We start from the raw sequence: 26,013 nt of genomic DNA on the forward strand, positions 1-26,013 counted from the left end.
CGGGTACGTCGCGTGCCCGGAGCCGGGTGTCCTCGTCGCGCGTCCTCAGACCTCGATGTCCACGCTCTCGCCCACGCGGAGCCTTCGCATCTCGGTACCGGCCCGCTCGGCCTCCATGGCCAGGACGCCGTCCAGCACCTTGAGGCCCCACTCGTTGACGAGCCCGTCGTGAACGGCATAGGTCCGCCGCGGCGCCATCAGCCGCAGGTAGCCGATCATGGCGGGCGTCGTCAGCCACGGCGCCTGCCCCGGCAGCAGCAGCGTCGGCGCCTCGGCCTCCGTCAACGCGTCGCCCGGGTGGAAGACCTCTCCGTCGACCAGGAAGCCCACGTTGTCGACCGGCGGCACATCCGGATGGCTGAGGTGGTGCTTCTCCCCTCGCACCGACACGTCGAAGCCCGCGACGGAGAACTCGTCGCCGTCCCCCACGACACGCACCCGCTCACCGAAGGCGCCCAGATGCCGGGCCACCCCTGCGCAGGTGTAGACGTCCACGCCCTCCCCGAGCTCGCGCAGGCGGTCCGGGTCGAAGTGGTCGAAGTGCTCGTGCGTGACGAGGACGGCTGCCACCCCCTCCACCGCGCCCGGTTCAGGCGTCATCACCCCCGGGTCGATGACGATCGCCTGGCCGGCCTTCTCCAACCGCACGCACGCGTGCCCGTACTTGGTGATCCTCATGGCTCCCACCCTGCCACCGGGCAGGTCCGCCCCACCCTGCGTTCACTCGCCTCTCACGGGCCGTCCGCCAGGGACTTCCACCGACGAGGGGCGCAGTCGTACCCTCTGACCTCGTGATCAACGACGGCGCCCCGCTGCCCCCGACGGTCTACCCGATCCCCAAGGGGCGCGTGTGGGCCTTGCTGGCCGGCGCTCTGGCCTTCGTCGCCGTGGGGGTCGCCTTTCTGGTCGTCCACAGCAGCGTGAAGATGACGGTGGCGGGCGCCCTGGCCGTGCCCTTCTTCGGGGTCTGCGCCTTGATCATCGCCCAGCGCCTAGTCCGCGACCGGCCGGAGCTGGTGCTGGACGACTCGGGAGTGGAGCACGTGCGGCTGGGACGGTTCACCTGGGACGAGATAGCCGCCGTCCGGGTACGCGAGCAGTGGGTGCGCAACACCTCGCAGCAGTTCATCGAGCTGGTGCTGCACGACCCGGACGCCTATCTCGCCCGCGCGCCCAGGCTCGTCCGTAGCACGGCGTCGATGAACGCACGGCTCGGCTACGGCCCCGCCAACATGCCCATGAGTACCCTGCCGGTGCCGGCGGAGGCGGTCGTGGACGCGATGCGCCGTCACCACCCGGGGCTCGCGACGGAGCGCTGAGGCCGCCCGTTCACCCTGGTCCACGGGTCGGCGGAAGGAGCGCCCGCGGAGCCGGGGTACTCACTCGTCGTCGGCATCGGCACGTCCGTTTGGCAGCCTGCTGCCATGCCATGGGTGCTGCGAGAGCACGCCGGCCGTCACTACGCCGTCCTGTTCCAGAACGCCCTGCCCGATGGAGCTGCAGCAAGTACGACCACCTGGGCGACGGACGTAGCGACTACTTCCACAGGCACCAACGCCATGGCGTGAACATGCAGGTCGTGACTGATCCCGAACGTCTGCTGCTGTGGATCCGGTCGACGCTGCCGTAACGACATCGGAGCCGGCTCCTGGTACCGCCGGCTCGCCCTACCGAGTGGGGAGCGTGCCGTGCTGGAGGAGGTCCCTGTGGGCGGCGAGGTCCGAGCGGAGGCGGCGGGCACGCCGGCGGCCTGGGCAGGGAAGCTGCCCTTCGAGGTGGAGCCCAAGCTCTGACGAAGGGCTGCAGCGACCGCCCACACCGCCTGCCACCGCGCCGGCAGAATGAGAGGGTGAGCAGCGTCGTCCCCTCCTCCCCAGCCGTCTCGGCCCGCATGAGTAGGCAGGGTCGCCGGGACACGGTGCCCGAGGTGGCGGTTCGCAAGATCCTCCACGCCTCCGGGCTTCGCTACCGCGTCAACGTGCCGGTCCCGGGGATGCCCCGCAGGACCATCGACATAGTCTTCCCTCGGCTCAAGATCGCCATATTCATGGACGGCTGCTTCTGGCACGGTTGTCCCCAGCACGCGACACAACCGAAGTCGAACGCCGAGTGGTGGCGCGTGAAGCTGGACAAGAACATGGCTCGCGACCGGGAGACCACAGAGCACCTTGAGGCCGAAGGCTGGACGGTGCTGCGCTACTGGGAGCACGAAGCTCCGGCCCGGATCGCGACCCAGATCTCGTCCACCGTCGCTGCGGCTCGCCATGTTGACAACATAGCTGGCACCCGTCACAGCAGGCACTGATCGAGGACACTGCGTCATCACTCGTAGGGGCGGGTCACCTCCCGTCGTGAACGCGGGCATTACCGGGTTCTGTGGTGCCCGCGTGCCGTTAATGTTGATGGTTGAACAGGGGTGGGGAGTCTACGACCGTCGACGCTTCGGCGTTGCTGCATCAGCGACGCCGTGAGCCGGCCGTAGACCGACGAGAAGGACCAGGGGTGTGCGCCATGGGCGACGATTTCGAGACGGTGTACGACACGTTCAAAGCGATGTTGGACCTCTTCACGCCTGCGGAAGCGGTGAAACGCCTCGAGCAGTTTCAGACGCCGCCCGAGATCATCCAGCAGATCCGCGCCCGTCACGAGCAACAGATGATCAAAATCAAGGAGCTCGCAGAGCCCCTTGCGGTGATCCGCGACAACCGGGACACCTGGTACACAGGCCCGCAGAAGAGGGACAAGTGCTGGCCGGCAATCGTCTCGCAGTTGGAGCACGACGGTTGGCCTGAGCAGTCCCTGGAAAGTCTGGACGACTCCTCCACCCGCGTGATGTCCCTGCTCAACCACCCCAAGGAGAAGGCGTTCTCGACGCGGGGCCTGGTCGTCGGCTACGTCCAGTCAGGAAAGACGACCAACTTCACGTCCGTGATGGCCAAGGCCGCCGACCGCGGGTACAAGCTCTTCATCGTCCTCGCGGGTATTCACAACGGTCTTCGACGCCAGACACAGGCTCGCCTGGTGGATCAGCTGGTGAATCCGAACCCGTCCATGTGGTCCCAGCTCACCGGTCTGGACAACGACTTCGTTCCCCCGAACAATGCTCCCTCGTTCTTCGGCAAGGCGAACAAGACCCGCGTCCTGTGCGTGGTGAAGAAGAACGCCACTGTTCTGCGCAAGCTGGCTTCCTGGCTCGAGGAAGCCTCCGAGTACCTGACCGACTGCCCCACGCTGATCATCGACGACGAAGCCGACCAGGCCACCGTGGCCACCAAGTCGATCAATCCTCTGATCCTTCGGATCATGGGCAGCCTGCCGAGGTCGGCCTACGTCGGCTACACGGCGTCCCCGTTCGCGAACCTGCTGATCGACCCCACGGCGCAGGATCTCTATCCGCGGGACTTCATCGTCAATCTGCCCAAGCCGAAGGGCCATTTCGGTACCGAGGTGCTCTTCGGCCGCTACGCCCTTGAAGGTGAGGACCCCGAGGACGTCTTCGACGGTCACGACATGATCCGCAGTGTGCCGACGGACGACATTCCGTGTGTTCGTCCCACCTCCAAGGACGACGTCGATGGCTTCCAACCGATCATCACCGAGGCCCTTCAGAAGGCCGTCCACTACTTCTGGATGACCACGGCAGCTCGGCAAGCGCGCGGTACCGGCAACCCGCACAACACGATGCTGATCCATACCAGCGTCAACACGAGCGTGCACAACAGCTTCAAGTTGCCTCTGGAGAACCTCCGCGAGAAGGCGTTGAAGGCATTGGACGACGAAAAGTTCGTCGCTGCCCTGCGCCGACTCTGGGAGGAGGAGATCGCCCGCGTGCCCGCCGAGGAGTTCGGCGAGGAGACAGTCGGCTTCGACGCACTGAAGGCCGAGCTTCCCGGTGTGCTCCGAAGCTGCCGGGTCATCATGGACAACTCGGAGAGCATCGACCGCCTCGACTACGAGAACGGCCCCGTCGTGGCCATCGCGGTCGGTGGCAACACGCTCTCCCGAGGCCTCACCCTGGAAGGTCTGTCGGTCAGCTACTTCGTTCGCGCGGTCTCCGCATACGACACCTTGCTGCAGATGGGCCGCTGGTTCGGCTTCCGTAACGGCTACGCCGACCTCCCGCGCATCTGGATGACAGACGAGCTCGCGGAGTGGTTCCGTCACCTGGCGACAGTCGAGACAGAGATGCGCCGGGACATCGACGTCTACCTCACCGAGGCCGAGACGCCCCTGACCTTCGCAGTCAGGCTCCGGACACACCCGAGCCTCCGCGTCACAGCCGCGGCAAAAATGAAGGCCGCCGTCACTGCCGCCTCCTCCTACGGTGGCAAGCGACTTCAGACCCACGTGTTCCACACGGACGCGGACTGGCTGCAGGGAAACCTGAAAGCCGCCCAGACGCTGCTGTCGGCTTCCAAGGCGCACGCTTCTCGTATCGAGGAGCGGCCTGATGAGGGCCGCCTCGTCTTCCGGGACGTTCCGTACGAGGCAGTGCTTGACTTCCTCCAGGAGTACAGCTTCCACGAGAAGTCCCCGGAGCACGACGCCGACCTGATCAGCGCCTACATCAAGAAGCGGACCGGCTTCGGTTCGCTGCGTCGCTGGAACATCGCCGTCGTCGGCAATCCGAAGGGTGAGCCGTTCGAGTTCATCCCCGGGGTGGGCGTCGGACGCAACACCCGTGCTCGACTGAAGACAGCCACGGAGCCGGGCTCCGCAGACATCAAGACGCTGATGAGCCGCAGGGACGCCGCCGTGGACCTCACCGGCGACACGGCATCGATGACCGAGAACGACATCAAGAAACAGCGCCGTCTACAGCTCCCGGACACCGGGCTTCTCGTGCTGTACCCGATCGACCGGACTTCGCAGCCGAGCCCGAACAAGAAGCTCCGTGCCGCGCTGAACGCGGAGGAGCACGTGATCGGTCTCGGCCTCGTCTTCCCCGAGCCGAGCAACGAGGACAGCACCGTGGAGGGCTACGTCTCCGCCGACCTCTCGGGCGTCGTCCTGGAGGACGAGGACCTCGCTCCGCTGGAAGGCGACGCGGCTTGAGCGACTACACCTTGCGCGAGCAGCTGCGGACGACATGGACCCGACTCGAAGCAGAGCAGACCACAGGCGAGCATCGTCTGCGGGTGGCGCCGCTACCGGTCGTAACCGATCGCGGACCGTTGATGGCCGCCGTGGACCACGAAGGACTGCGCCACCTGCTGGTTCCCGTCGACAGCCGGAAGAAGCTGTCCCGGGAGTTCCGCGGTCAGGTGTTGCATCTCAGGAAGCGGCCCCTGGAGGACGAGGACAGCTATCAGTCGTACGCGGATCTGGCCTGTCTGCGGGCCGATTTCTGGGACCTCTTCACGGAAATGTGCGTGGACGTCCTGGAGACTACGAGGCCATTGCCGCGGTACCCGGTCAAGGCGCTTTACCTGGTCATCGACCGCTGGAAAGCACTCTTCCACCGGCAGTCGCCCGTCCTCGGGCCGGAACAGTTGCTGGGCCTGTTCGGGGAGCTCCTGGTGCTCGCCCGTCTGCTTCGCATCGACGCCCAGGCGCACCGCCTGTGGCTGGGTCCGGACGGGCACCGGCACGACTTCTCGTCCGACTCGGTGGCGGTGGAGGTGAAGGCCTCGACCGCCACCGAAGGACGTCGACCTCGCATACACGGACTCGACCAGTTGGACCCGGTCGCCGAGGGTGGCAGCATCGCCCTGGTCTGGGTCCGGTTGTCCAGCTCACTGTCCGAGTCTGCCGGCGAGAGCCTCCCCGAGCTGGTCGAAAGGGTCCTCGAGCTCGCCGACGACGACGGCAGCCTGCTCGGTCGGCTGGCGCGGGCCGGCTATCAGCCGTCCGACGCGGAGCACTACCGGAGTGTGCGGTTCGTCGTCGAAGAGCAGCGGTGGTACCGGGCGGACTCACCTGGCTTCCCCGGGCTGACGACCCGAACCCTGGCGGAGGCGGGCGTGTCCGTCTCGGTGCTGGACGTCGAGTACACCATCGACCTCTCGGGAGACCTTCCCGCGCCGATGCCCGTCGGCGATGTCACCAAGTTGATCGAGCAGATGACCCTGGAGAACGCGTGACCCAAGTCGGCTGGTCCTCCCAGCAGTACCCGCCCGAGGGAGCCAGCGCGGCCGAGGGCATCCGCAATCAGCTCGGTCGCCCCGAGTTGGACCTGCTGACCATCCTCGTGCGCGAGTCGGCTCAGAACAGTTGGGACGCACGGATCCACGACTCCGACGACGCGGTCGACTACCGGATCGACCTGTGGACTGTCGGACCCGCGCACACTGCGGCATGGCGAGAACTTCTGCTCGCGGGTGCGCCGGCCAACGCGGAACACTTCCCGCTCAGCGACACCGTGCGTAAGGGCGCGATCCGAGTGCTCTCGGTGACCGACCGGAACACCCGCGGTCTGGGCGGCCCCACCCGGGCCGACGACGCCGTGGGGACGGAGCGTGACTTCGTCTCGTTCGTCCGCAACATCGGCGAGCCCCGGGACAGGACCCTCGGAGGCGGCACCTACGGCTTCGGCAAGGGCATCTTCTACCTCGTCTCACGGCCCGGAACGGTGCTGATCCATACCCGCTGCCGTACGCCGGACGGCGGCATGGAGACCCGTCTGGTCGGTTGTACCCTCTGGAAGAGCTACCTCCACACCGACAAGGAGGGAACACGCCGCTACACGGGCCGCCATTGGTGGGGCGATCTCTCCGGCCAGGTCGTGGAACCGCTCGTCGGGCACGCCGCCGAGCAGGCCGCACACCGGCTAGGGCTGAAGCCTTTCGGCGCGGAGGAAACCGGAACGACCATCGCGGTCATCGACCCGAACCTTGACGATCTCGATCCGGTCGAAGCAGCCGACTACCTGGGAGAGACCATCTCCTGGCATCTGTGGCCGAAGATGATCCCTACCTCCGACAGACCGGCGACGATGCGGTTCACCGTCACGTGCGACGGCATCCACCGCGAAGTGCCGGAGCCCTCGGAGACACCGCCGCTCAACATGTTCGTCGCGGCATACAGGTCGATGGAAGGCCAAGACGGCCTCCCGGTCGACTGTCTCAATCCCCGTAAGCACCTCGGTCGGCTCGGGCTCGTAAAGCGGATCATGCCGCCGCTGGAGCCCTCGCGGGCTTCGCGAATGCTCGACATCGAGGACATGGTCCACCACGTCTGCCTGATGCGGCCGGCCGAGCTGGTGGTCACCTACCACGCCGGCCCCAAGCCGCCCAGCATCAACCAGGGCTACGCAGGCGTCTTCCGCGCCGACGTCGCCATGGACGGCGTGTACGCGCGTGCCGAACCACCTACGCACGATGCCTGGAACCCGCACTCCCTTGACCGGCCCGAAAGCACCTACGTACGCACCACGTTCAAGAGAATCAAGGAGAACGTGGACAAGTTGCTGTCCCTGGGCGGCGTAGCCCGCCCGGGTGCCAGCAACGTGGCCTTGGGCGCCGCGAGTTCGTTCTTCTCCGGTCTCGTCGGCGGAGCCTGGGGAGTCGGAGGAGCCACGGCCTACTCCCACACCGACTCCGACGGCGAAAAGCGTGGCAGGTCGCGTTCCAGGCCGGTACGCAACTCAGGGAAGGCCGTGGCAACGGACACCCCCGGCGATACGGACAACGAGAACGGGTTCGGGAGCGACGGAACGGGGCCCGGCGGTGCCACCGCTGCGCGCCGACGTCGGCCGAGGGTGCAGTACGTGGGGGAGCCGTTCTACGACAGCCGGGGCGACACCGACATGCTGATCCAGGAATTCACCCTCCCCGTGGCCGGACCCCAGAGGGTCCGTGGAGACCTCGCGGTCACCCTGCCGGGGACCGGCGGGCGGGAGACCGACCCTCCGATCGGCGCAGGTATCCCAGTCCTAATGGGCTGGGAGGACGGCGACGGCGCATTCCACTCGTCCGAGACGCTGGTCATCGAAGGTGGTGACGAGACTGTCTGGCGAGCCGTTGTCCGCCCGGCGCCCGACACGATGACGGAGGTCGGCATCAAGGTCGAAGCGGTGGTGACGGCATGAGCCGACACGTACTCCCGTATCGAGCCGCACGTGAAGATGTCGTCGCGGCCGAGGATTGGCGACTGATCCTCGACGACGGCGAGATCCCTTTGCCCGAGGCGCTGCCGGACTGGGACTACCAGATGGACCTGCACCTGCGTAGGACCGTCGAGGTGGACCTCACCTCCGTCCGTCGGCAGTCGGGGCTGCCGGACGGGACAGCTCTCTCGCTGGCCGTCGTCTGGACGTCGACCGGATCGAACCTCAGCGGACCGGCGCAACGCCTACGGTTGACCGAGTCCGGGACGTCACGCACCGAACTGGACATCATCCTTCGCGGCTCGGACCTGGGTGGGCTGCTGCTGCTCGATACCGTCCTCGTTCTCGCCGAGCGTCGCCCCCACGCCCGCCCGTCCTCCCCTCGGCGTGCCGGCTCCGTGCTCTGGAGCGACCGGGTGGAGTTGCGCCTGCAGGGTGACGCTCCCCAGTTCCCCATGGCGATCATCGACTTCTCCCTGACGTCGTTTCCGAACGACGCGGCCTGGCACCTGCAGATCACGGGGGACTTGCAGAGCGCCACCATGGGTGCGCTACTCCTCCTCGTCAACGAGCGCAACACGGTCACGGCGGCCGCCTTCCAGAATGCTGCGCGCCCCCGACCCGTCGACCGCATCGTCCTGTCCGCCGTGCATGCCGACGCAGCCCGCGTGATGCTGGAGCATGCTCTGACGGACGAGGAGTTCACGGACGACTCCGACTTCCCCGACGGCTCTCTCGGCGCGACCCTGCTGAGCCTCTTCGAACGGCTCTTCCCTGGGCAGTTCATTTCGGACATCAGATTGCGCAGACAGCAGTCCCCCGCCCTGTTCGCCTCCGACCTACAGGCCGCGGTCAGGATCTTTGAGGTGTCCGAATGAGTTTTCTCTACCCTCGTCTTCTGGCCGCCCAGGCACGGCCACTCTTCGAGCACTACAAGGACCTGTCGGTTCTCGAACTGTCTTCGCAGATCCGCACCTTTCACGAAGCGAGCGTCTATGTGGCGACCGGTGGCGACCGCGTCCCTGAGAGCCGCCTTCGCGAACTCCGTGAGGCCGTCATGGACCTGGCGAAGCAGGCCGGCTTCCCCGACGACTCGGACCGTATCCGTAACGCCGATTTCGACCTGCGTCTTGCCGCACTGCTGCGCAGCGAGACGGGTATGGTGCCCGCGGAGGCCGCCTCCCGCGACGTGTGGGCCTTTCTGGCCCTGGTCCTCCTGCCGGACGTCGCCTACTGGCGCTATCCGCAGCCACCGAGGGACCGTGTCCTGGGCACCGACCTCACCCGCCACGTCTTCGGCCGGCTGTGGTGGCGTGCCCACCTCGTCCGTGATCCGGACGCGCCCGACCCGTACGCCGCGCTCGCTGTCCTCGGTGAGGCCGCCTTCGACCAGATCTATGCCCGCCGCACCGCACTGGGTGGCAGCCCTCACTTGGTGCGCGCCATCCTGCGCGTTTGGAAGGATCTGGATCTCAGCGGGCTGAACGAACGCGAGACGCTCCGCGACTTCCTCAAGCGTCTTCTCCGCCTGGCGCCGTTCGTTGTCTTTGACGGAGTCGGTGAGCAGGCTCTGGACGAGGAATTGCGTGCGGTGGCGGACGAGGCCATCGCCGCGCAGAGGCCGGATGGCTGGGAGTCTGCGGCTGCCAACGCCTCGGCCCGCGGGCCGGAGCCGACACCGCACTCGCCGTCCGAAAGTGGCGACTACCTGCTTCCTAGCCCATCCGCGCCTGCACCGGTGTCCTCGCCAGCAGTACCGCAAGCTCGATCCGCGGCCATGGGATCCTTGCCCGTCCAAGGTATTCCGGATCCCCCCTCCGAGACTCCGCAGTTCTCGTCCGTCGAATTCTGTGCAGGCTGCGGCGCCCAAGCCTACGGACTTGAGCAGGCCGGGTTCCAACCACGTCTGCTGATCGATTCCAAGGCGGACGCCTGCTTCTCCATCGACGCCAATCGCCCGCAGTGGGACATCCTCTGCATGGACATCAACGAATTTTCCTTGGCCGACCGACCTGAGATCCTGGGCGTCGACCTCGTCAGCGCCGGTCTCCCCCGAGTGAAATCCGCCGCCACGGTCGGGACTGCGGAGGACTCGGAGGAGCGCAAGGTTCTGCGCACCGTGGTTCGACTCACGTGTGAGATCCGTCCGAAGGCCGTCCTCCTGGAGAACCTGCCGGACCTCGTCGAGAGCGACGCTTTCGCAGCGGACAGGGCCTGGCTCGAGGAGGAGCTCGCGAAGGTCGGTCTACGCTCGGCATGGCAGGTACTGAACGCCGCCCAGTTCGGGGTGCCGCAGAACCGCAGCAGTGGCTTCCTGGTAGCGCTGCAGGAGCCTTACTCGTCACGGTTCTCTTGGCCGCAACCGACGAACTTCGCCCCGCCGACCGTCGGTGAGGTGCTCGGAGCCTCCATGGCTGCCGGCAGCTGGCCCGGAGCGGACGCGTGGGCCCGGGAGGCCAGCCGTACGGGCCCCGCCCTGGTCGGAGGCTCGGACCGCCGGGGAGGCGCCGACCTCGGCCCCACCGGCAGCAAGAACGCGTGGGCCGCCCTGGGAGTGAACGGCAACAGCCTGGGTGACGCCCCTCCGGAACCGGACTTCCCGGTGGACGGTCAGCCGAAGCTCACCGTGGAGCAGGCCGCCCTCATCCAGGCCATCCCCTCCGACTGGCAGCTGAGCGGTGGCAAGACCTCGCGCTACCGCCAAATCGGCCACGCCATGCCTCCGCCGCTGGCAACGGCCGTGGGCAGCGCCATCGCGTACGCTCTACTGAATCCGGAGCGACCTTGAACGAGTCGGCGACCACAAGGGCTTCTTTTCCCTCAGCCGACCTCGCGGTTTCGGGCCGTGCCCGCCGCCGGCTAGACTCCCACCCCATGACCAGCCAGGCAACATCCGTTTCGCATGAATCCCCAGCCGGGGAAGGTGAAGATGAGTATCGCATCTTGGACCTGTTCGCCGGTCCGGGTGGACTTGACGTAGCTGCGCGTCACCTCGGAGTGGAATCCATTGGCATCGAATGGGATGACAACGCATGCGAGACCCGCTACGAGGCAGGCCTACAGACAATCCACGCCGATGTACGAGACATGCGGGCCGATCCTCCGGACCCGCGTCACCAGTATCTGGGTGGTGTGAACGTTCTCGTCGGAGGTCCCCCCTGCCAGACATTCTCAGTCGCCGGAACAGGGTCGGGCCGTGACGCATTGGATGAAGTCAAGAAGTACTTGAAGTCCTTCGTCGCCGCCAGGGACGACCTCGCCGAGCTCAGAAGGCTCGACAGAGAACTTGCCCAACCAGAGTCCACCGGCGAGGCCGGCGAAAAGCCGGATCCCCGCACTGGACTCGTGCTGGAGCCACTGCGATGGATCATGGAAGCAATTCGGAAAGGCACCCCGTTCAAGGCGATCATGCTCGAACAGGTCCCAACCGTACTTCCGGTATGGCAAGAATACAAAAAGGTACTCGAAAGCGGTGAGCTGGGAGTCGAGTACAAGGCGGTGTGCGACGTTCTGAACACTGAAGAATTCGGTGTTCCTCAATCCCGCAGGCGTGCCGTACTGATTGCACGGTTGGGCAAAAATGCCGATGTTGCAATTCCGGAAGGGAATTACCTGCAGTTCAATCCTCGCAACGCCGACATCCGAGACATTGACGCTAAGGTCCGATATTCACTACCCATTGATAAGAAAGCGGAATTTATAGACGGAGTTAAGCAGAAGTCCCGCTGCGTGTCAATGCACGAGGCTTTGATGGACTGCAGGAGCCGACTGGCGGAGAGCGACCCAGCCTTCCTCCTCAGCCCACCAGGCCCTACGGCCGACTCGGGATTTCCGGATCGGTGTGGCGACAGATTTTACGTCGTATCGAACTACGGCACCGGGGGAAACCCCCAAGCCCGAGGGCGACGCTCCTATAGTCAGCCAGCATTCACCGTCACAGGAAAAATCAGAAGAAACCTGTTGCACAATTCCACACCCGAACGCTTCACGATCCCCGAGGCCGGAGTTCTGCAAACGTTCCCCGGAAATTACCCGTGGTCCGGAAACGACCGCGCCCAACAGGTCGGGAACGCCGTTCCTCCGCTTTTTGCCATCCATGTGCTGGCTGCCGCACTAGGCGACTTCGGGAAGTCCCGACTTCCGCTTGGTCTCAAAGAGCTCGCAACCTGGCGCTGGGAAAAGGCATCTCCCGAGCGCGCGAAGGAACTTAAAAGGATCGGCCGCGGAGGCAAAAGCGACTTGCCGCCTGACTCCACACATATCCGCGCATTTCGGACATCCGCCGCAGAGCCGATCTGACGGGACGCAGGCAAGGCGGTACGTCAATTTCACCTCCGCGCCGTCAGACGGGTGCATCGACATCACTCACCCCGTCCGACGGAAGCCAGATGGACCCAGAAAGACCCTTGTTCCGGCGCTCTTCCGGGCAACCGAACCCACTTGCAGCACAACGTGGCGGCATATGCATGTAGTTGACCGCCTGCCACAGTGCGCGTTCACGACCTCTCGAACGAAGCCGCCCTCCGGCCTGGCACGACGCCGTCCTTGGGCGTACATTCGTGCCTTCTACACGGACCTTACCGATCTGGGGGATCGGAGCCCACCTGTCAGTGGTGGGGTCTAAGGTCCGAACGGGGGCGGGAACGTCACATACGTGGCGTACCCGCAGTGTGAGATACGCAGGTCCGGGGAGCCAGTAGGTGCAGTTCTGGCAGGGGGGCATTGTCGTGCCCTTGACTGAGGGGGTTCGGTCATGACGACAGCAGGTAATTGGGGGGACTGGGTTCCGGATCCGGGACTGGTGCGGGAGGTTGACTCGATCGCCGAGCGGGCGATCAGCGCCTATCGGGCGAACCCCCACCTGGTCACGGAGCACGCGAACCAGGAGGAGTCCATCAGGGTCGGCGGGTACTCGAACCGCACCCTGCTGGAGCTTGTGCAAAACGCGGCCGACGCCATGTCGGGCTCCTCCGAGCACGAGGAGGGAGCGGGGCGGGTCGAGATCGTCCTTGATCTCCACAACGACACTCTCTACTGCGCGAACGCCGGGCGTCCGTTCTCCAAGTCAGGTCTGACCACCCTGACCCATGCCCACATCAGCGGTAAGCGTGGCGACGAGATCGGGCGCTTCGGCCTCGGCTTCAAGTCCGTTCTGGCCGTGACCGAGACGCCCCAGGTCTTCAGCCGGTCCGTCTCCTTCGAGTTCAACTCCGACAAGGCGAAGGCCGCCCTGCGATCGGTCGGCGCGAGCGCCGCCAGGCTGCCCGCGTTGAGAATCGCCACCCGTCTCGATGCTGCCACCGAGTTCACCAAGGACCCGGTCCTGGCCGAGCTGGCGAAGTGGGCCGTCACCGTCGTCCGGCTGCCGCGTGCCTCGAAGCTGAAAAACCTCAAGGAGGAGATCGAGAAATTCCGCTCCGAGTTCCTCCTGTTCGTCACCGCCGTCCGTGAGGTACGGCTTCGGGTGATCGGGGAGCACGGCTTCAGCACCAGCCACGTCTCTCGAGACCTCGGAGACGGCCGGTTCAGGGTCGAGCGCCCGAATGGTGATCACGAAGAGTGGTACGTCGCCAGTGGCATGCACAGCCCCTCTCCCGAGGCGCGGAACGAGGTGGGCCAAGCAGTTTCCCGCGACCAGATGAAGGTCACGGTTGCCCTGCCTGCGCGCTTCTCGCAGCAGCGAATCGGGGAGTTCTGGTCGTACTTCCCGCTCCAGGACAAGACCTCCGCGTCTGCGCTATTCAACGCGCCGTGGAGCGTCAACGACGATCGCACCACACTGTTGGAGAACAACTACAACCGCGAGATCCTCACGACTCTTTCCGAGATGTTCGTCGAGATACTCCCGCGAGTGGTGTCGGCCGACGACCCAGCAGCGCACCTGGACTACATGCCGGCTCGTGGCCGCGAGACCCACTCGTTCGGCGACGGGATGCTCTGCCAGCACATTCCCCGCCAGTGCGCCAAGCAAGCCCTGGTTCCGGACTCGCGTGGGGCGATGCGTCTGCCTCAGAACCTACGTCCCCTCGACTTCGCCATCACGGACGCTGCCAGCGAGCGGGACCACGAGGACTGGATCAACTCTCCCAACACCGGGGATGATGTCCCCCACTGGCGCTGCTACAGCAACAAGCAGCGCGTTGCTCGTCTTCGACAGCTCTACCAGCACAGCATCACCGATGCGTTCCTGGAGGTGGATGGCAGGGACGAGCTGAAGGCGTTGGAGAAGATCGCCAAGCGAGGTGTCCTCTCGTGGCTGCGCGAATGGGCCGATGGCCCGGACCTGGCTTCCGCCGTGAGAGCCCTCGACTTCGTCCTCCGCAACTCGAAGGTCGCCGAGATCAGTGCGGCGAAGGTCATCCCGACGACGGATGGCCTGCGGTCCCTGAAGGACAGCCGTGTCGTGTTCCTCGAGCGTGTGGACGACGACGACATCGAAGGCGCCAGCTTCGTCGACCCCGCCTTCCTCGAGATGCCCGGCGTGCAGCAGAGGCTCAGCGAGAGGGGGTTCAGGGACCTGGACCCATTCGCAGTGCTGCAGTCTCGGGCGGCAAAGCTCGCCTCCGATACCGAGGAAGAGTCGCTTCCCAAGTTCTGGGAGGCTGCTCAGAACGTCTCGATGAAGCAGGCCGAGGGCCTCGTGTCGGGAGACAAGGCACGGCATCTCAAGGTACCGACTCGTGATGGCGGATGGGCAGAGCCCAGTGATGTCCTGGACATCGAGGGCTTGGCCGACGGCATCCCGCACCTCTTGTTGGACCATGATCGTTGTGTTCCGCAGCTGGCACACTCCGCGGGCGTCATCACACGCCCTCGCCGGGCGTACCCCGTGGATCAAGAGATTCACTTCGACGACTACGCACAGCACGTCCTGGCTGAGCTGAACCGCAGACTGGGACCTGGCGAGCGCCCGGTCGAGCGGATCGAGTTCTATGAGTTCGAAGGCCCTGGCCCGGTCTCGGTGCTCCATCTGCTGATGCAAGCCGGCGCGCCGGAGCGCGTCCGCGAGTCTTGGACGACGCAGCTGCTCACCTTCGAGAACGCCAAGTACTGGACCTGCACCGACCCGGACACAGGTCTCACGCACCGAGTCATCTCCCCCGTCCGCTGGGCGGTGGAACAAGCCGGTGTCCTCATGTCCAACCGCGGATACCGGCCCGCGGACCAAGTTGTCTCGGCTTCTCTCGTGGAGTACGAGGCTGTGCTGCCGCTCTTCCGCGGAGCACGCCCGGTCGAGGATGCGCTGGGCCTGCCCAAGGACCTGTCCGCGGTTCCTGCCGATGTGCTCCGGGAAGCACTCCAGGCGGAGGTGACCAACCCCATCAAGAACTCCGCCCTGACTGGGTTCATCCTGACCGCTTCGACGATCGCCTTCCCCGACGGCCGCCCGCCGGTGATCCCCGCCCGGGTCGGTCGAGTCATCGAGAGCAAGCGGCCAGCCTCGGTATACCTGGCGACCACGGAGGACGAACGGACTTACCTCAGCTCCAAGCACAAGCCTCACCTCCGCGTGGTTCCCGAGGAGGCTGATGCCTTTGTCGAGGTCGTCGGGTGCCGTCGCTTCGAGGACAGCTTCTCCTTCTCTGTCCAGATCGACGGCCAGCAGGCCGCCGAGCCGGTCATCGACCGATACACCGGACTGCGCTCGACGTTCGTTGCGGACAAGGTCATGAACGCCACCGTGACCAAAGCCGGTTACATCGCGAAGCGGGTGACCACCGAGAACGGCGTCGACGACGAATCGCTCGAGTGGCACCTTGACGGCGTGAACCTCGTGGTCCGTGCGGACTTCGACGAGCGTCGCGTCCTGGAGATCGTCAATTCGGCGTTCGATCTGAGTCTCTCCAACGCCGAACTCGACGACGTCATCCGGACGGGAGTGAACCAGCGTCTGGAGGAGCAGCGGCAGAGCGCCCGGGCGGCCTCCAGCGATGCCGGACGTCTCGACGTGTACTTCGGAGATGACACTCTGAAGGAGAACCTGCCGAAGGGACTCTGGCAGGCACTGGAGAGTCAGAGTCTGGTGGATGAGGACACCTCCGTGTCAGAGCTCTTCCTCACCGTGTACGGCAGTGACTCCGTCAAGCTTCTCGCTGACGAGTTCCGTACCGAAGGCTACGACGACGTCCCCACAACATGGGCGGGTGGCGCATCAGCCATCGCTTGGTTGCGCAAGATGGGATTCGGGTCCCAGTACGCCGGGCGTCGCACTCGACACCAGGACGACGAATTCGTCGTACCTGGGGCCGTCAAGCTGAACCCTTTGCACGACTTCCAGGAAGAGATCCGTCAGCAACTCAGCAAGGTTCTGACGTCCCGAGACGGGGACAACCGTGCACGCAAGGGCATCGTTGAGCTCCCGACGGGTGCCGGCAAGACTCGCGTGGCAACGGAGACCGTGCTCCGACTCTTCGTCGAGGGAAAGCTGAGCGGCACAGTCCTTTGGATCGCGCAGTCGGAAGAGCTCTGCGAACAGGCGGTACAAACCTTCAGCACGGTTTGGCGCTGGCTGGACGACGAGCGTCCGCTCACGATCGGCCGCCTCTGGCACGACAACGTCGTGCACGAGCCGGACACCGAGTGCAGTGTGGTCGTGGCAACCGATGCCAAGCTCAAGAACGCGATCGGTGCCCCGGAGTACGAGTGGCTGCGGAACGCCGCCGCCGTGTTCGTCGACGAGGCTCACCGCGCGGGCGGCTCCACCATGTACACCGATATCCTGCGGAATCTCGGAATTGACGGACGCAACTGGGAGCGTCCGCTGGTCGGCCTAACGGCGACGCCATTCAAGGGGAACGTCGAGCGGGGCGAGCAGACCAAGGCGCTCGCGGCCCGTTTCGGCCACTACAAGATGCAGGCCTTCGACGGCAACGCCTACGAGGAGCTCGCCGATATGGGCGTGCTGGCTCGGGTCGAGCACCGAGTTCTGCCGGGCATCGACGTCACACTCGCACCGGAGGAGAGCCGGCAGGTCCAGTCCCGCCGGAAGCTCGAGCCGAAGGTACTCGACCGGATCGGCCGCGACCAGGCGCGTATGAGGATCCTCGTCAATCACATCCTGGAGGAGAACCCTGAGGACTGGCCCATCCTCGTCTTCACCCCGAACGTCCTGTCTGCCCAGGTGCTGGCCGCAACACTCCGCTATCGCGGCCGCGAGGCCGCTGCCATCAGCGGGCAGACCGGTCGCCAAGAGCGTCGGGACGTCATCAAGAAATTCAAGGACGGCAAGATCCAGGTCCTCACCAACTGCGACTTGCTGATCCAGGGCTTCGACGCCCCCGGCGTCCGGGCCCTCTACATCGCCAGGCCGACGTTCAGTCCTAGCGCCTACATCCAGATGGCCGGCCGCGGACTGCGGGGCCCCCAGAACGGCGGCAAGCCGGAGTGTCGCATCGTCGATGTCGCCGACAACTTCGGCGCCGTCAACGACTTCCTCGGATACAAGGAGTACGAAAAGCTCTGGCGGGAGCAGGGAGCATGATCCTCATACCTGACCTCGCAGAGATCGAGGCAAGGACGAACAGCAGCGCCGAGCGCCGGGTGGCCCGTCTGCTGGCATCTGTGGAAGGCCCGAACGACGCCGTGGCCTTCCACTCCGTAAAGCTACGGAGCCACTCGGTCAAGCAGCAGGGTGAAGCCGACTTCGTCGTCCTGTGGAACGGCATGGTCATCCTGATCGAGGTGAAGGGCGGTGGTGTCAGGAAGCACGACGGTGCCTGGTACTCCGTCGACCGCCGGAGCGACTGGAAGAAGCTGCGCGAGTCCCCGATGGACCAGGCGCAGTCCGCCATGTACGCCCTCCGGGACATTCTGCAGGAGGAGGGCGTCGGCTGGTTCGCGTCCGAGGCCGTCGCGCTGACCCCTGACATCGACGCTCCTCCTCCCGCGGTGGAATGGAAGGGCAGCCACTGGTGGGCCAAGGACCAGATGAGCATCGCCGCCATGACCGAAGCGATCGAGCAGGTTGCTGCCGGTGCGAGAACTGCTCCCCACGGGGTCAAGGTGGCCCGCTCCGAGGCCTTGCGTGCGCGGCTCTTCGGTGAGTTCACCCGCATGCCGGTCATCGATGCCCAGCGCGGTGCCGTCATAGAGGAACAGAACCGCGCCACAGAGGGACAGGCCCGCGTGCTTGCCGCCTTGTCGCGCAATCCGAGGATGCTCGTCTTCGGTGGTGCGGGAACCGGCAAGTCGCTGGTTCTGGTCGAGGGTGCCAAGCAGGAGGCGTCGGCGGGGAAGTCGGTCCTCATCACCTTCCACTCGCCCTCCCTCGTCGACTTCTTCGGGCCGCGGATCTCCGACAAGGAAATCGACCTGAAGCCGTTCGCCGACCTGTCCGGCGACAAGCAGTACGACGTCGTTTTCGTCGACGAGGCACAGGACCTCATGAATGCCGCCGGCATGGACGCGTTGGACGCAGTCATCCGTGGAGGTCGCGCCGGCGGGCGGTGGCGGATGTTCCTCGACCCCAACAACCAGGCACACGTCGACGGCGAGTTCGATCCCGAGGTGTGCGAGCTGATTCAGGAGGAGGCACTCCAGTACGACCTGGACCGCAACGTTCGGAACACCCGAGCCATCGTCCACATCGTGCAGGAGTATCTAGGGGCCGATGTCGGAGACCCCGGCATAGTCCATGGTGATCGGGTGCAGTGGCGCTGGTCGGAGGGCTCCGCCGATATCACCGCGGCCGAGGCCGTGGCGCGGCAGCTCGTGACGAACGGCGCGCGACGCAACGACATCTGGATCATCGGTGTCTCGGCGGACCAGGACCCGTGGCGGACCAAGTCCGGCTTCTACGTCACGATTCCTCGATTCGCCAAGGGGCTGGAGGCGGAACACGTCATCGTCTGCGACCTGCCGGACGAATATGACGACCCTGGTCTGGCCGCCTTTTACGTGGCCGTCACCAGGGCTCGGGTGACTCTCCACGTCGTTGCCTCGCCCGAGGACAAGAAGCGACTGCAGGCTCTGCTCGGAAAGCAGGTTGGCAAGTGACCCGCACCGTGGCCCAGGAGAAGGTCCTGGCGCATCTTCGCGCATCGTACGTCGGTCCGGAGGACGGCGAAGAGGAGATCACCTCGAACTACCCGCACCGGCAGTACGCCGTCGGCATGCTGTTTCCGGCTCATGCACCGGCGCCGGATCACTCGAAGGGTGAGGCACCGGACGGAACGGTCCCCCCGGACGTGCCCGAGGGCGATGTCGAGGAGACCGATGCGGGAGTGCCCCTGGCCGAGGACTGGAGGCCGTCGTCCGTGGCGATTTCCTTCGTCACGGACGGAGACTCCATCCAGGTCGACCTCCGCTGCGGCACGTACGAGCCCGTCGAAGGTGACGGTCCTCCCAGGTGGCGTCGCACCCCGTTCCGTGCCGGTGATCTTGTCCTCCGTCATGGTGAGGGTCCCAAGCCTCTGAACGCCAGAGGCGTGCCCCTTGAAGTGGGTGCGCGCTGGCGCGACCTCAACGGCCTCCACCTGGTCACCGTCCATGTCCGCCTCATGGCGAATTCCACGGAGGACGAGCGTCAAGACATCGCCCGCATGCTGTTCCAGGTGCGTCTTGCGGTCTCTCCGTGCGCCGGGGCGGCAATCCTCGAGTACGACACGGCACGATCGTTCGACACCGACGACGAGACGGCCGAACTGCGCCTCCGGTACCGCAACAGAAAGGTGTACGCGGTCGGACACGGCATGGCTGCGGACTGGGAGCTCGAAGACGGGCGGTGCACCGAGATCTTCCTCGATGCCGTACCGGCCTTCGTCGTACCCGCCGTCGAGACCACCGGATTCGTGGAGGGAACAGCGGAGGACCGTTCCCTGGAACTGGACCATCTCCGGCAGATCGACACCGACCCGGAAGTCGTGCTCGCGTCGCTCGGCGCGTTTGTGGACGCCTTCGCCTCGTGGGCATCCGACCAGATGACGCGGGCCGAGGCCTTCGACGGGGACAGGGACGCGGCCAGACGAATCGCCGGGCGTTCGCGGAGTGCGGTCGACCGCATGCGGGAAGGCGTCTCGCTCCTGCGCGACCGAAAGGCAATCCGAACTGCCTTCGCCCTTGGCATGTCCGCCATGCGACTGCAGATGAAGCAGGCGCGGATCAACGACGGGACACCTGTCGAACAGGTGAAGGAGCCGCGCTGGCGTCCCTTCCAGCTCGGCTTCCTCCTCGTCTCCCTGGCCTCGACCATGGACCCCACCCACGAGGACCGGGATCTCGTCGACCTGATCTGGTTCCCCACCGGTGGCGGAAAGACCGAGGCGTACCTCGGGCTCTCCGCGGTCGAGATCTTTCGACGCCGGCTCGAGCATGGTCTGGCAGGCGGCGGGACTGCGGTGCTCACCCGATACACACTGCGACTGCTCACCTCGCAGCAGTTCCAGCGTGCGGCCGCTCTGATCTGCGCGATGGAGATCCTGCGTCACACGGACGAGCGCGTGAAGGGAATGGCGCCGTTCACCATCGGTCTGTGGGTCGGAAACGAGGTGACACCCGGCACACGCGCCGAGGCGAAGAAGGCTTTGGTACGTCTGCAGAAGGCCGCCCGTCCGGAGGAGGCCAACGAGTTCCAGATCGAGAGCTGCCCGTGGTGCCTGACGCCGCTGGTTCCCCGCACCAGGAGCAACAGGCCCGAGGACTACGGCATGCGCCTCGCGGGCCACGACGTCGCGGTCCACTGCGTCGACGAATCCTGCCGGTTCAGCGGCGGACTCCCGCTCGCCGTCGTCGACGAGACTCTCTACCAGGACCCGCCGACCATTCTGCTGGCGACCGTCGACAAACTCGCACGTCTCCAGTTCCAACCGGAGGCGGGCAAGCTCCTCGGGTTGGGGACCGTTTTCAAGCAACCGTCGATCGTCATCCAGGACGAGCTGCACCTCCTGTCGGGTCCGCTCGGCACGACCGTGGCGGTCTTCGATGCCGTCATCCAGCTTCTGCTGAGCCGCACCGGTAGCAGCCCGAAAATCATTGCCTCCACGGCCACCATCCGGGCGTCGGAGGAGCAGGTTCAAGGCCTGTACGGACGCGCTGTGGCCCTGTATCCACCCTCGGGCCTCGATGACGACCGCACCTTCTTCTCCCGTACGGTAGAGAGCGGGGAGGGACGTCTCTACGTCGGTTTGATGCCGCAGTCGGTCTCCCAGCCCTCGGCAGTCATCTCGGCGGTCACGCCCATGGCGGAGGTTCCGGAGGTACTGGAGGCCGAAGCTCCGTCCGCAGCAACCCGCGACGCCTACTGGACCTTGGTCATGTATCACAACAGCCTCCGCGAGCTGGGACGCACCGGCACGCTGGTGGTGGACGACGTCAACGGACGCCTTGATGCCCGGGCTGCGCGATTGGGGATCCCGCTGCGGCCGATCAGGGCCGACAAGGTGCTCGAGCTGACCAGCCGGCGGGGCGCGGAGGAACTCCCGAAGGATCTCCGTGCTCTCCGCGTCCGTGCGGACGACTCCCGCGATGCCGTGGACGTCGTCCTCTCGTCCAACATGCTCTCCGTCGGCATCGACATCCCGCGACTCGCCCTCATGCTCATGGTCGGTCAGCCGAAGACCACGGCCGAATACATCCAGGCGACGAGCCGCGTCGGGCGTGGTGACACCAAGGGCGTCGTGGTGACGCTCTTCAGGTCCAGCCGCGCGCGCGACCGCTCGCACTTCGAGACCTTCCGTGGCTACCACGAAGCGCTCTACCGCAGTGTCGAACCGACGAGTGTGACGCCATGGTCGTTGGCCTCGCGTGAGCGCTCCCTCGCCGGCGCGCTGGTGGCGCTCCTGCGCCAGGCGTTCCCACCCCTCGCGAAGAAGGACGCGGCAGGCGTCCTCGACCTTGCGAAGGACAGCATCGGCGGAGCCGTCGAGCGGCTCGTGGACCAGTTCGTCGAACTCGTGAAGCGCGCGGACCCGCTCGAGGCGCAGGACACCGAGGACGCCGTCTGGCGACTCCTCCGGGGCTGGGACAGTCGAGCAGCGGAGGCGCGCGAGGCGTACGAGCCTTTGTACTACCAACGGACTCAGAAGGAACAGACAGCACTGTTGAAGAGGTTCGGGCAAAACGGTGAAGGGTGGCCCGTCGGTGATTCCATGAGGTCCGTGGAGCCCAACGTGGCGGTCGAGGTCCAGGAACCGCAGGAAGAGGTGCACCGTGGAGCGAATTAAGCACGACCTGCGACTCTCGGAGGCAATCTCCCCCTTCGGGGTCGGGGCCATCGTGGACGTCCGAGGAGCATCCCTCATCGCTCCCGACACCTCCTGGTGGGACAGGAAGTTCTCCCCCGAAATCAGTTGCGAACGTCTGATGGCCCGGCTCGGCCCCGGCATGCTGCGGCAGCCGCCTGCCCACGCAGGCACGGCAGCCAAGGAGACGCCGGCCCTGCCGTACTGGCGGTTCCCGGCCTGGCGCTTCTGCGAACGCTGCAACAAGCTTTCGAAACTCACCGGCAAGAACAAGGGCAAGTGGAGCAACACCTGCGACTGCGGCGGCATGTTGGTGCCGATGCGCTATGCCGCCATCTGTGAACAGGGCAGCCACATCCAGGACATCCCCTGGTTCCAGTGGGCACACCGAGGCCGCGGCGCCACGAACCAGGCCGTGCAGTTCTGCAAGGACTACAAGGCGCTCCGGTTCAGAAAGCGGTCCGGCCGTGGTGAGGGCCTGTCCTCCCTGGAGGTCAACTGTCACGGGTGCGGCAACTCTCGCACCTTGGCCGAACTCGTCACCAAGGGCGCCCTGCAGCGGGAGGGCATACGCTGCGCCGGGCGGCAACCCTGGGAACCCGAGAGCGCGGTCAAACACCCCTGCCCACACGAGTTGAGGGCCGTACAGCGTGGCGCGACCGGCAACTACATCGCGGAGCGCGTCTCGGCCCTCGACATACCCGAGGAGCGTCCGCCGTCCGAGGAGCTGGCGGACAAGATTCGGAGCCACATCTACTTCAGCAGGATGGTCACCGACAACGGCGGGCCCCAGGCGGAGATGCTGGCCGGCTTCATCGCCGAGGAACTCGGCGTAACGCCCGAGGCCGTCCTCGCAGTGGGCGCGGAGCAGGAGACCTCAGCCAGCGAGATGCTGCTCGATCTCAAGGACGGCGAGTGGGCGGCGTTCCTCAAGAAGCTGCAGGCCGGACGTGACCGCTCCGGAAGCAACTTCGTGGTTGACGGATACGACCTCGAAGGGGTCGCAGGACCGAAGGCACTCCTGGATCACCTCGACGGGATCGGTCAGGTGCACCGGGTCCGTGAGGTCAGGGCGCTCAAGGGCTTCCGACGCCACAGCGGCGAAGCCGATCTCATCAAGGCTGATCTGGGTCCCGACCAGGGACGTTTCCCGACCTATCCCGCCATCGAGCTTTTCGGTGAAGGTATTTTCCTTCGTTTCGACGAGGGGAAGCTTGCCGAATGGGAAGCGAGGCCGGATGTACAGGCTCGCGCCGGTGTCCTCACGAAGCGGCGCACGGACTCCCCATGGGCAAGCCGTCTCAACGTTCCAGAGCCCAGGTACATCGCCCTGCACACGCTGTCGCACCTACTCATCCGACGGCTGGCCTTCGCCAGTGGGTACGCGTCCGCCTCCCTGCAGGAGCGCGTCTACGCGAACTCCGACCGCACGGACAAGACAGCCGGGATCCTGATCTACACGGCTGCCGGCGACGCGCAAGGAACGCTTGGCGGCCTCGTCCGGCTGGGGGCGCCCGGCAAGCTGATCCCTCTCCTGATGCACGCGCTCGACGACGCCGACTTCTGCTCCAACGACCCGGTCTGCATCGAGAGCGACCGACAGGGTTCGTCCCAACTGAACCTTTCGGCCTGCCACGGTTGCTCCCTGGTGAGCGAGACCTCCTGCGAGACCGGCAACCGCCTGCTGGACCGACAGCTGGTGCTGGGCGGCAGCGAGGTCACGGGGCTGTTGGAGAAGGTGCTACCGGAGGTTCGGCAGGGCGGGCTGACGCCAACCGCCCCGGTGTAGCCACGGGACGGCGGCCTCCGGCACGCGGCCGGGGGCCGCCGCCCCGTCCTTCCTCAGGCGGCTTCGGCCTTGGCTTCGTAGTAGGCCATGACGCGATCCAGGAAATCATCAGGATCCTGGCCGCGGGCAGCTGTCCAGTGCAGCAGGTCACAGATCAGCTCGATCACCGACTTCTCAAGGCCGAACTGTTCGGACCTGCCTGGGTACGGAGTAAGCAGATCGGCGCCGCAGTAACCCTGCACGGCCCGTGCGGCCCTCTCCACCCGGTCACAACTGATGCCTTCCGGCAGCGTGAATTCACACCACACCACCTTCCCCCCGGCCGTAGGTACGGTCCCCCATGCCTCAGCCAGCGCAGACACGATGTGCAGCCCGCGCCCGCACTCGTCGTCACAGCCGGTTGTGAGGAGCACGGGCACCTCTCGACCTTTGTCGTGCACCTCGATCTTCAGGCGGCCCGGCCACCACTCGACGATCAGGACGGCTGATACGCCCTCGCCGACATGCTTGATGACATTGCCTGCCAACTCGGCGACCGCCGGCTCCACCGCCTCGACGGCCGTCTCAGCAGGCACCCCCCAGTCAATGAGCTGGGACGTGACCGCCTTCCGCAGCAGTCTCACCTCGCCGGCGTCGGCATCGAAGGGCAGCACACAGCGGAGACGGGGACCCGCATCGGTGACTCCGTAGGTGAGCACGGGCCACTCCTCCCTACCAGTCACGCACGGCTGCGCCTGCCGTATCCGTACCGCTCCGTCGAGTGACGTCCTGCGTCGCAGAATGGCACAGAGACATCTCGCCATGTAACTTCTCATAACTCTTCTATCGGGTGAATCCCCAACAAGCCGTGCCGCTGCTTCCCTAGCTTGATGGCGATCTCCGGACCCCGACCGGAGACGAGAGGGAGACAGATGTCGCAGCGCGTGACTACGCGACGGCGCCAACTAGGCGCGGTGTTGCGCAAGTTCAGAGTCCGGGCAGGGATGACCCTGGAAGAGGCAGGCCGACGGGTCGATGTGTCCAAGGCGACCGTGAGCCGGTATGAGACCCAGTCCGGCCCGGTCAAGTGGGTTGTGGTCGACGCACTCTGCCGCGAGTACGGCACCTCCGACGCAGAGCGCGAGGCGGTCGTGTCGCTCGCCAAGGAAGCCAAGAAGCAGGGCTGGTGGAGCTCGTTCGGCGACGCGATTCCCGAGAGTATGAACCTCCTGCTGACGTTGGAGGACGAGGCCGTTCGGCAAGATCACTTCTGCAGCGTCTACGTGCCCGGGCTACTTCAGACCCGGGGTTACGCCACCTCCCTCCAGCAGGCCAACGAGCGGCGCCGGTCCCGCGAGGACATCGAGCGGTTGGTCGACATCCGCATGAAGCGGCAGCAGATCCTGGACCGCCCGAACCCTCCGCACGTGTGGGCCGTTTTCGACGAGTCGGTCATCCGCCGCGTGGTGGGCTCGCCCAGCGTCACGGAGGAGCAGCTCGACCGACTCCTCACCTTCGACGGTTCGCCGCAAGTGACCTTGCAGGTCCTCCCTTTCTCCCGGGGCGCGCATTGCGCCGCCCTCGGCAGCTTCGTCGTGATCGGCGGCACCGAGCCCTCGTTGGACGTTGCCTACGTCGATCTGCACGTCGGCTCCGTCTTCCTGGAGAAAGAGGAAGAACTAGAGCGTTACCGTCTTGCCTTCGACTACCTCCGCGCACAAGCCTTGGACATCGATGCGTCCATGGCGATGGTCAAGCGAGCGCGAGAGGAATTGTGATGGCAATCGACCCGCCCGAGGTCGACCAGTGGTTCAAGTCGTCCTACAGCGGCGGCAACGAGACGGAGTGCGTCGAATGCTCCGTCTCCGAGCACAGGGTCGTGGTCCGGGACTCCAAGCGTCCGGCCTTCCCGAATCTGAGTTTCCGACCCTCGAGCTGGCGTGCGTTTGTTGGAGGTGTCCGCGACGGTGAGGACGGCAGTGGTCCACGAGATGTGGCTGTCGGACCGATCGGGTAGAGGA

16 protein-coding genes and 1 pseudogene are annotated in these 26,013 nt (G+C 65.7%); 15 read left to right on the forward strand and 2 right to left on the reverse strand.

The features are described 5' to 3' along the window. Positions 1-45: 45 nt before the first annotated feature. The gene (locus ACFRAV_RS02680; protein ID WP_382550870.1) at positions 46-678 is read right to left on the reverse strand and encodes an MBL fold metallo-hydrolase; all 633 of its coding nucleotides are present in this window, start codon (positions 676-678) and stop codon (positions 46-48) included. A 113-nt stretch (positions 679-791) separates the two neighbouring features. On the opposite strand from ACFRAV_RS02680, the gene ACFRAV_RS02685 reads away from it, so the two are divergent. From ACFRAV_RS02685 to drmB, 13 genes and pseudogenes are all read left to right on the forward strand, one after another. Next, a complete protein-coding gene (locus ACFRAV_RS02685; protein WP_382550872.1) occupies positions 792-1,319 on the forward strand; it encodes an STM3941 family protein in 528 nt (175 codons plus the stop codon). 191 nt (positions 1,320-1,510) lie between these two features. Continuing rightward, positions 1,511-1,627 (forward strand): annotated as a pseudogene (locus ACFRAV_RS02690) (IS5/IS1182 family transposase); the annotation flags it as partial. 264 nt (positions 1,628-1,891) lie between these two features. After that, complete coding sequence (locus ACFRAV_RS02695) at positions 1,892-2,305, forward strand: very short patch repair endonuclease (protein WP_382551113.1); 414 nt, start codon at positions 1,892-1,894, stop codon at positions 2,303-2,305. Positions 2,306-2,511: 206 nt separating this feature from the next. Then, positions 2,512-5,055, forward strand: a complete 2,544-nt coding sequence (locus tag ACFRAV_RS02700) for a Z1 domain-containing protein (protein WP_382551116.1) — start codon at positions 2,512-2,514, stop codon at positions 5,053-5,055. Next, positions 5,052-6,083 carry a PD-(D/E)XK motif protein gene (locus tag ACFRAV_RS02705; protein WP_382550875.1) on the forward strand — a complete coding sequence of 344 codons (1,032 nt, stop codon included), beginning with the start codon at positions 5,052-5,054 and terminating at the stop codon, positions 6,081-6,083. Before ACFRAV_RS02700 ends, ACFRAV_RS02705 begins: the two co-directional genes overlap by 4 nt. Next, positions 6,080-8,029 (forward strand): hypothetical protein, encoded by a 1,950-nt coding sequence (locus ACFRAV_RS02710; protein ID WP_382550878.1) that lies wholly within the window; start codon positions 6,080-6,082, stop codon positions 8,027-8,029. Before ACFRAV_RS02705 ends, ACFRAV_RS02710 begins: the two co-directional genes overlap by 4 nt. Beyond that, positions 8,026-8,925 (forward strand): hypothetical protein, encoded by a 900-nt coding sequence (locus ACFRAV_RS02715; RefSeq protein WP_382550881.1) that lies wholly within the window; start codon positions 8,026-8,028, stop codon positions 8,923-8,925. The genes ACFRAV_RS02710 and ACFRAV_RS02715 overlap by 4 nt, the downstream gene beginning before the upstream one ends. After that, positions 8,922-10,835 carry a DUF6339 family protein gene (locus tag ACFRAV_RS02720; RefSeq protein WP_382550884.1) on the forward strand — a complete coding sequence of 638 codons (1,914 nt, stop codon included), beginning with the start codon at positions 8,922-8,924 and terminating at the stop codon, positions 10,833-10,835. Before ACFRAV_RS02715 ends, ACFRAV_RS02720 begins: the two co-directional genes overlap by 4 nt. An 86-nt stretch (positions 10,836-10,921) precedes the next feature. Then, complete coding sequence (locus ACFRAV_RS02725; protein ID WP_382550887.1) at positions 10,922-12,346, forward strand: DNA cytosine methyltransferase; 1,425 nt, start codon at positions 10,922-10,924, stop codon at positions 12,344-12,346. 454 nt (positions 12,347-12,800) lie between these two features. Further along, a complete protein-coding gene (locus tag ACFRAV_RS02730) occupies positions 12,801-17,528 on the forward strand; it encodes a sacsin N-terminal ATP-binding-like domain-containing protein (protein ID WP_382550890.1) in 4,728 nt (1,575 codons plus the stop codon). Then, entirely contained in the window at positions 17,525-19,042 is a 1,518-nt protein-coding gene (locus ACFRAV_RS02735) for an NERD domain-containing protein (protein ID WP_382550893.1), read from the forward strand. The genes ACFRAV_RS02730 and ACFRAV_RS02735 overlap by 4 nt, the downstream gene beginning before the upstream one ends. Then, positions 19,039-22,206: a helicase-related protein gene (locus tag ACFRAV_RS02740; protein WP_382550896.1), complete on the forward strand. Its 3,168-nt coding sequence runs from the start codon at positions 19,039-19,041 to the stop codon at positions 22,204-22,206. Before ACFRAV_RS02735 ends, ACFRAV_RS02740 begins: the two co-directional genes overlap by 4 nt. After that, positions 22,193-24,013: a DrmB family protein gene (gene drmB / locus ACFRAV_RS02745; protein WP_382550899.1), complete on the forward strand. Its 1,821-nt coding sequence runs from the start codon at positions 22,193-22,195 to the stop codon at positions 24,011-24,013. Before ACFRAV_RS02740 ends, drmB begins: the two co-directional genes overlap by 14 nt. A gap of 53 nt (positions 24,014-24,066) precedes the next feature. Here the strand turns inward: drmB and ACFRAV_RS02750 are convergent, their stop codons facing one another. Continuing rightward, the gene (locus tag ACFRAV_RS02750) at positions 24,067-24,711 is read right to left on the reverse strand and encodes an ATP-binding protein (protein WP_382550901.1); all 645 of its coding nucleotides are present in this window, start codon (positions 24,709-24,711) and stop codon (positions 24,067-24,069) included. 213 nt (positions 24,712-24,924) lie between these two features. Between ACFRAV_RS02750 and ACFRAV_RS02755 the strand changes: the two genes are divergently transcribed. Continuing rightward, a complete protein-coding gene (locus ACFRAV_RS02755; protein WP_382550904.1) occupies positions 24,925-25,770 on the forward strand; it encodes a helix-turn-helix domain-containing protein in 846 nt (281 codons plus the stop codon). Then, positions 25,770-26,009: a DUF397 domain-containing protein gene (locus tag ACFRAV_RS02760; RefSeq protein ID WP_382550906.1), complete on the forward strand. Its 240-nt coding sequence runs from the start codon at positions 25,770-25,772 to the stop codon at positions 26,007-26,009. Before ACFRAV_RS02755 ends, ACFRAV_RS02760 begins: the two co-directional genes overlap by 1 nt. Positions 26,010-26,013 lie beyond the last annotated feature (4 nt).

Source organism: Streptomyces sp. NPDC056600 (assembly GCF_042792855.1).
GTDB lineage: Bacteria > Actinomycetota > Actinomycetes > Streptomycetales > Streptomycetaceae > Streptomyces.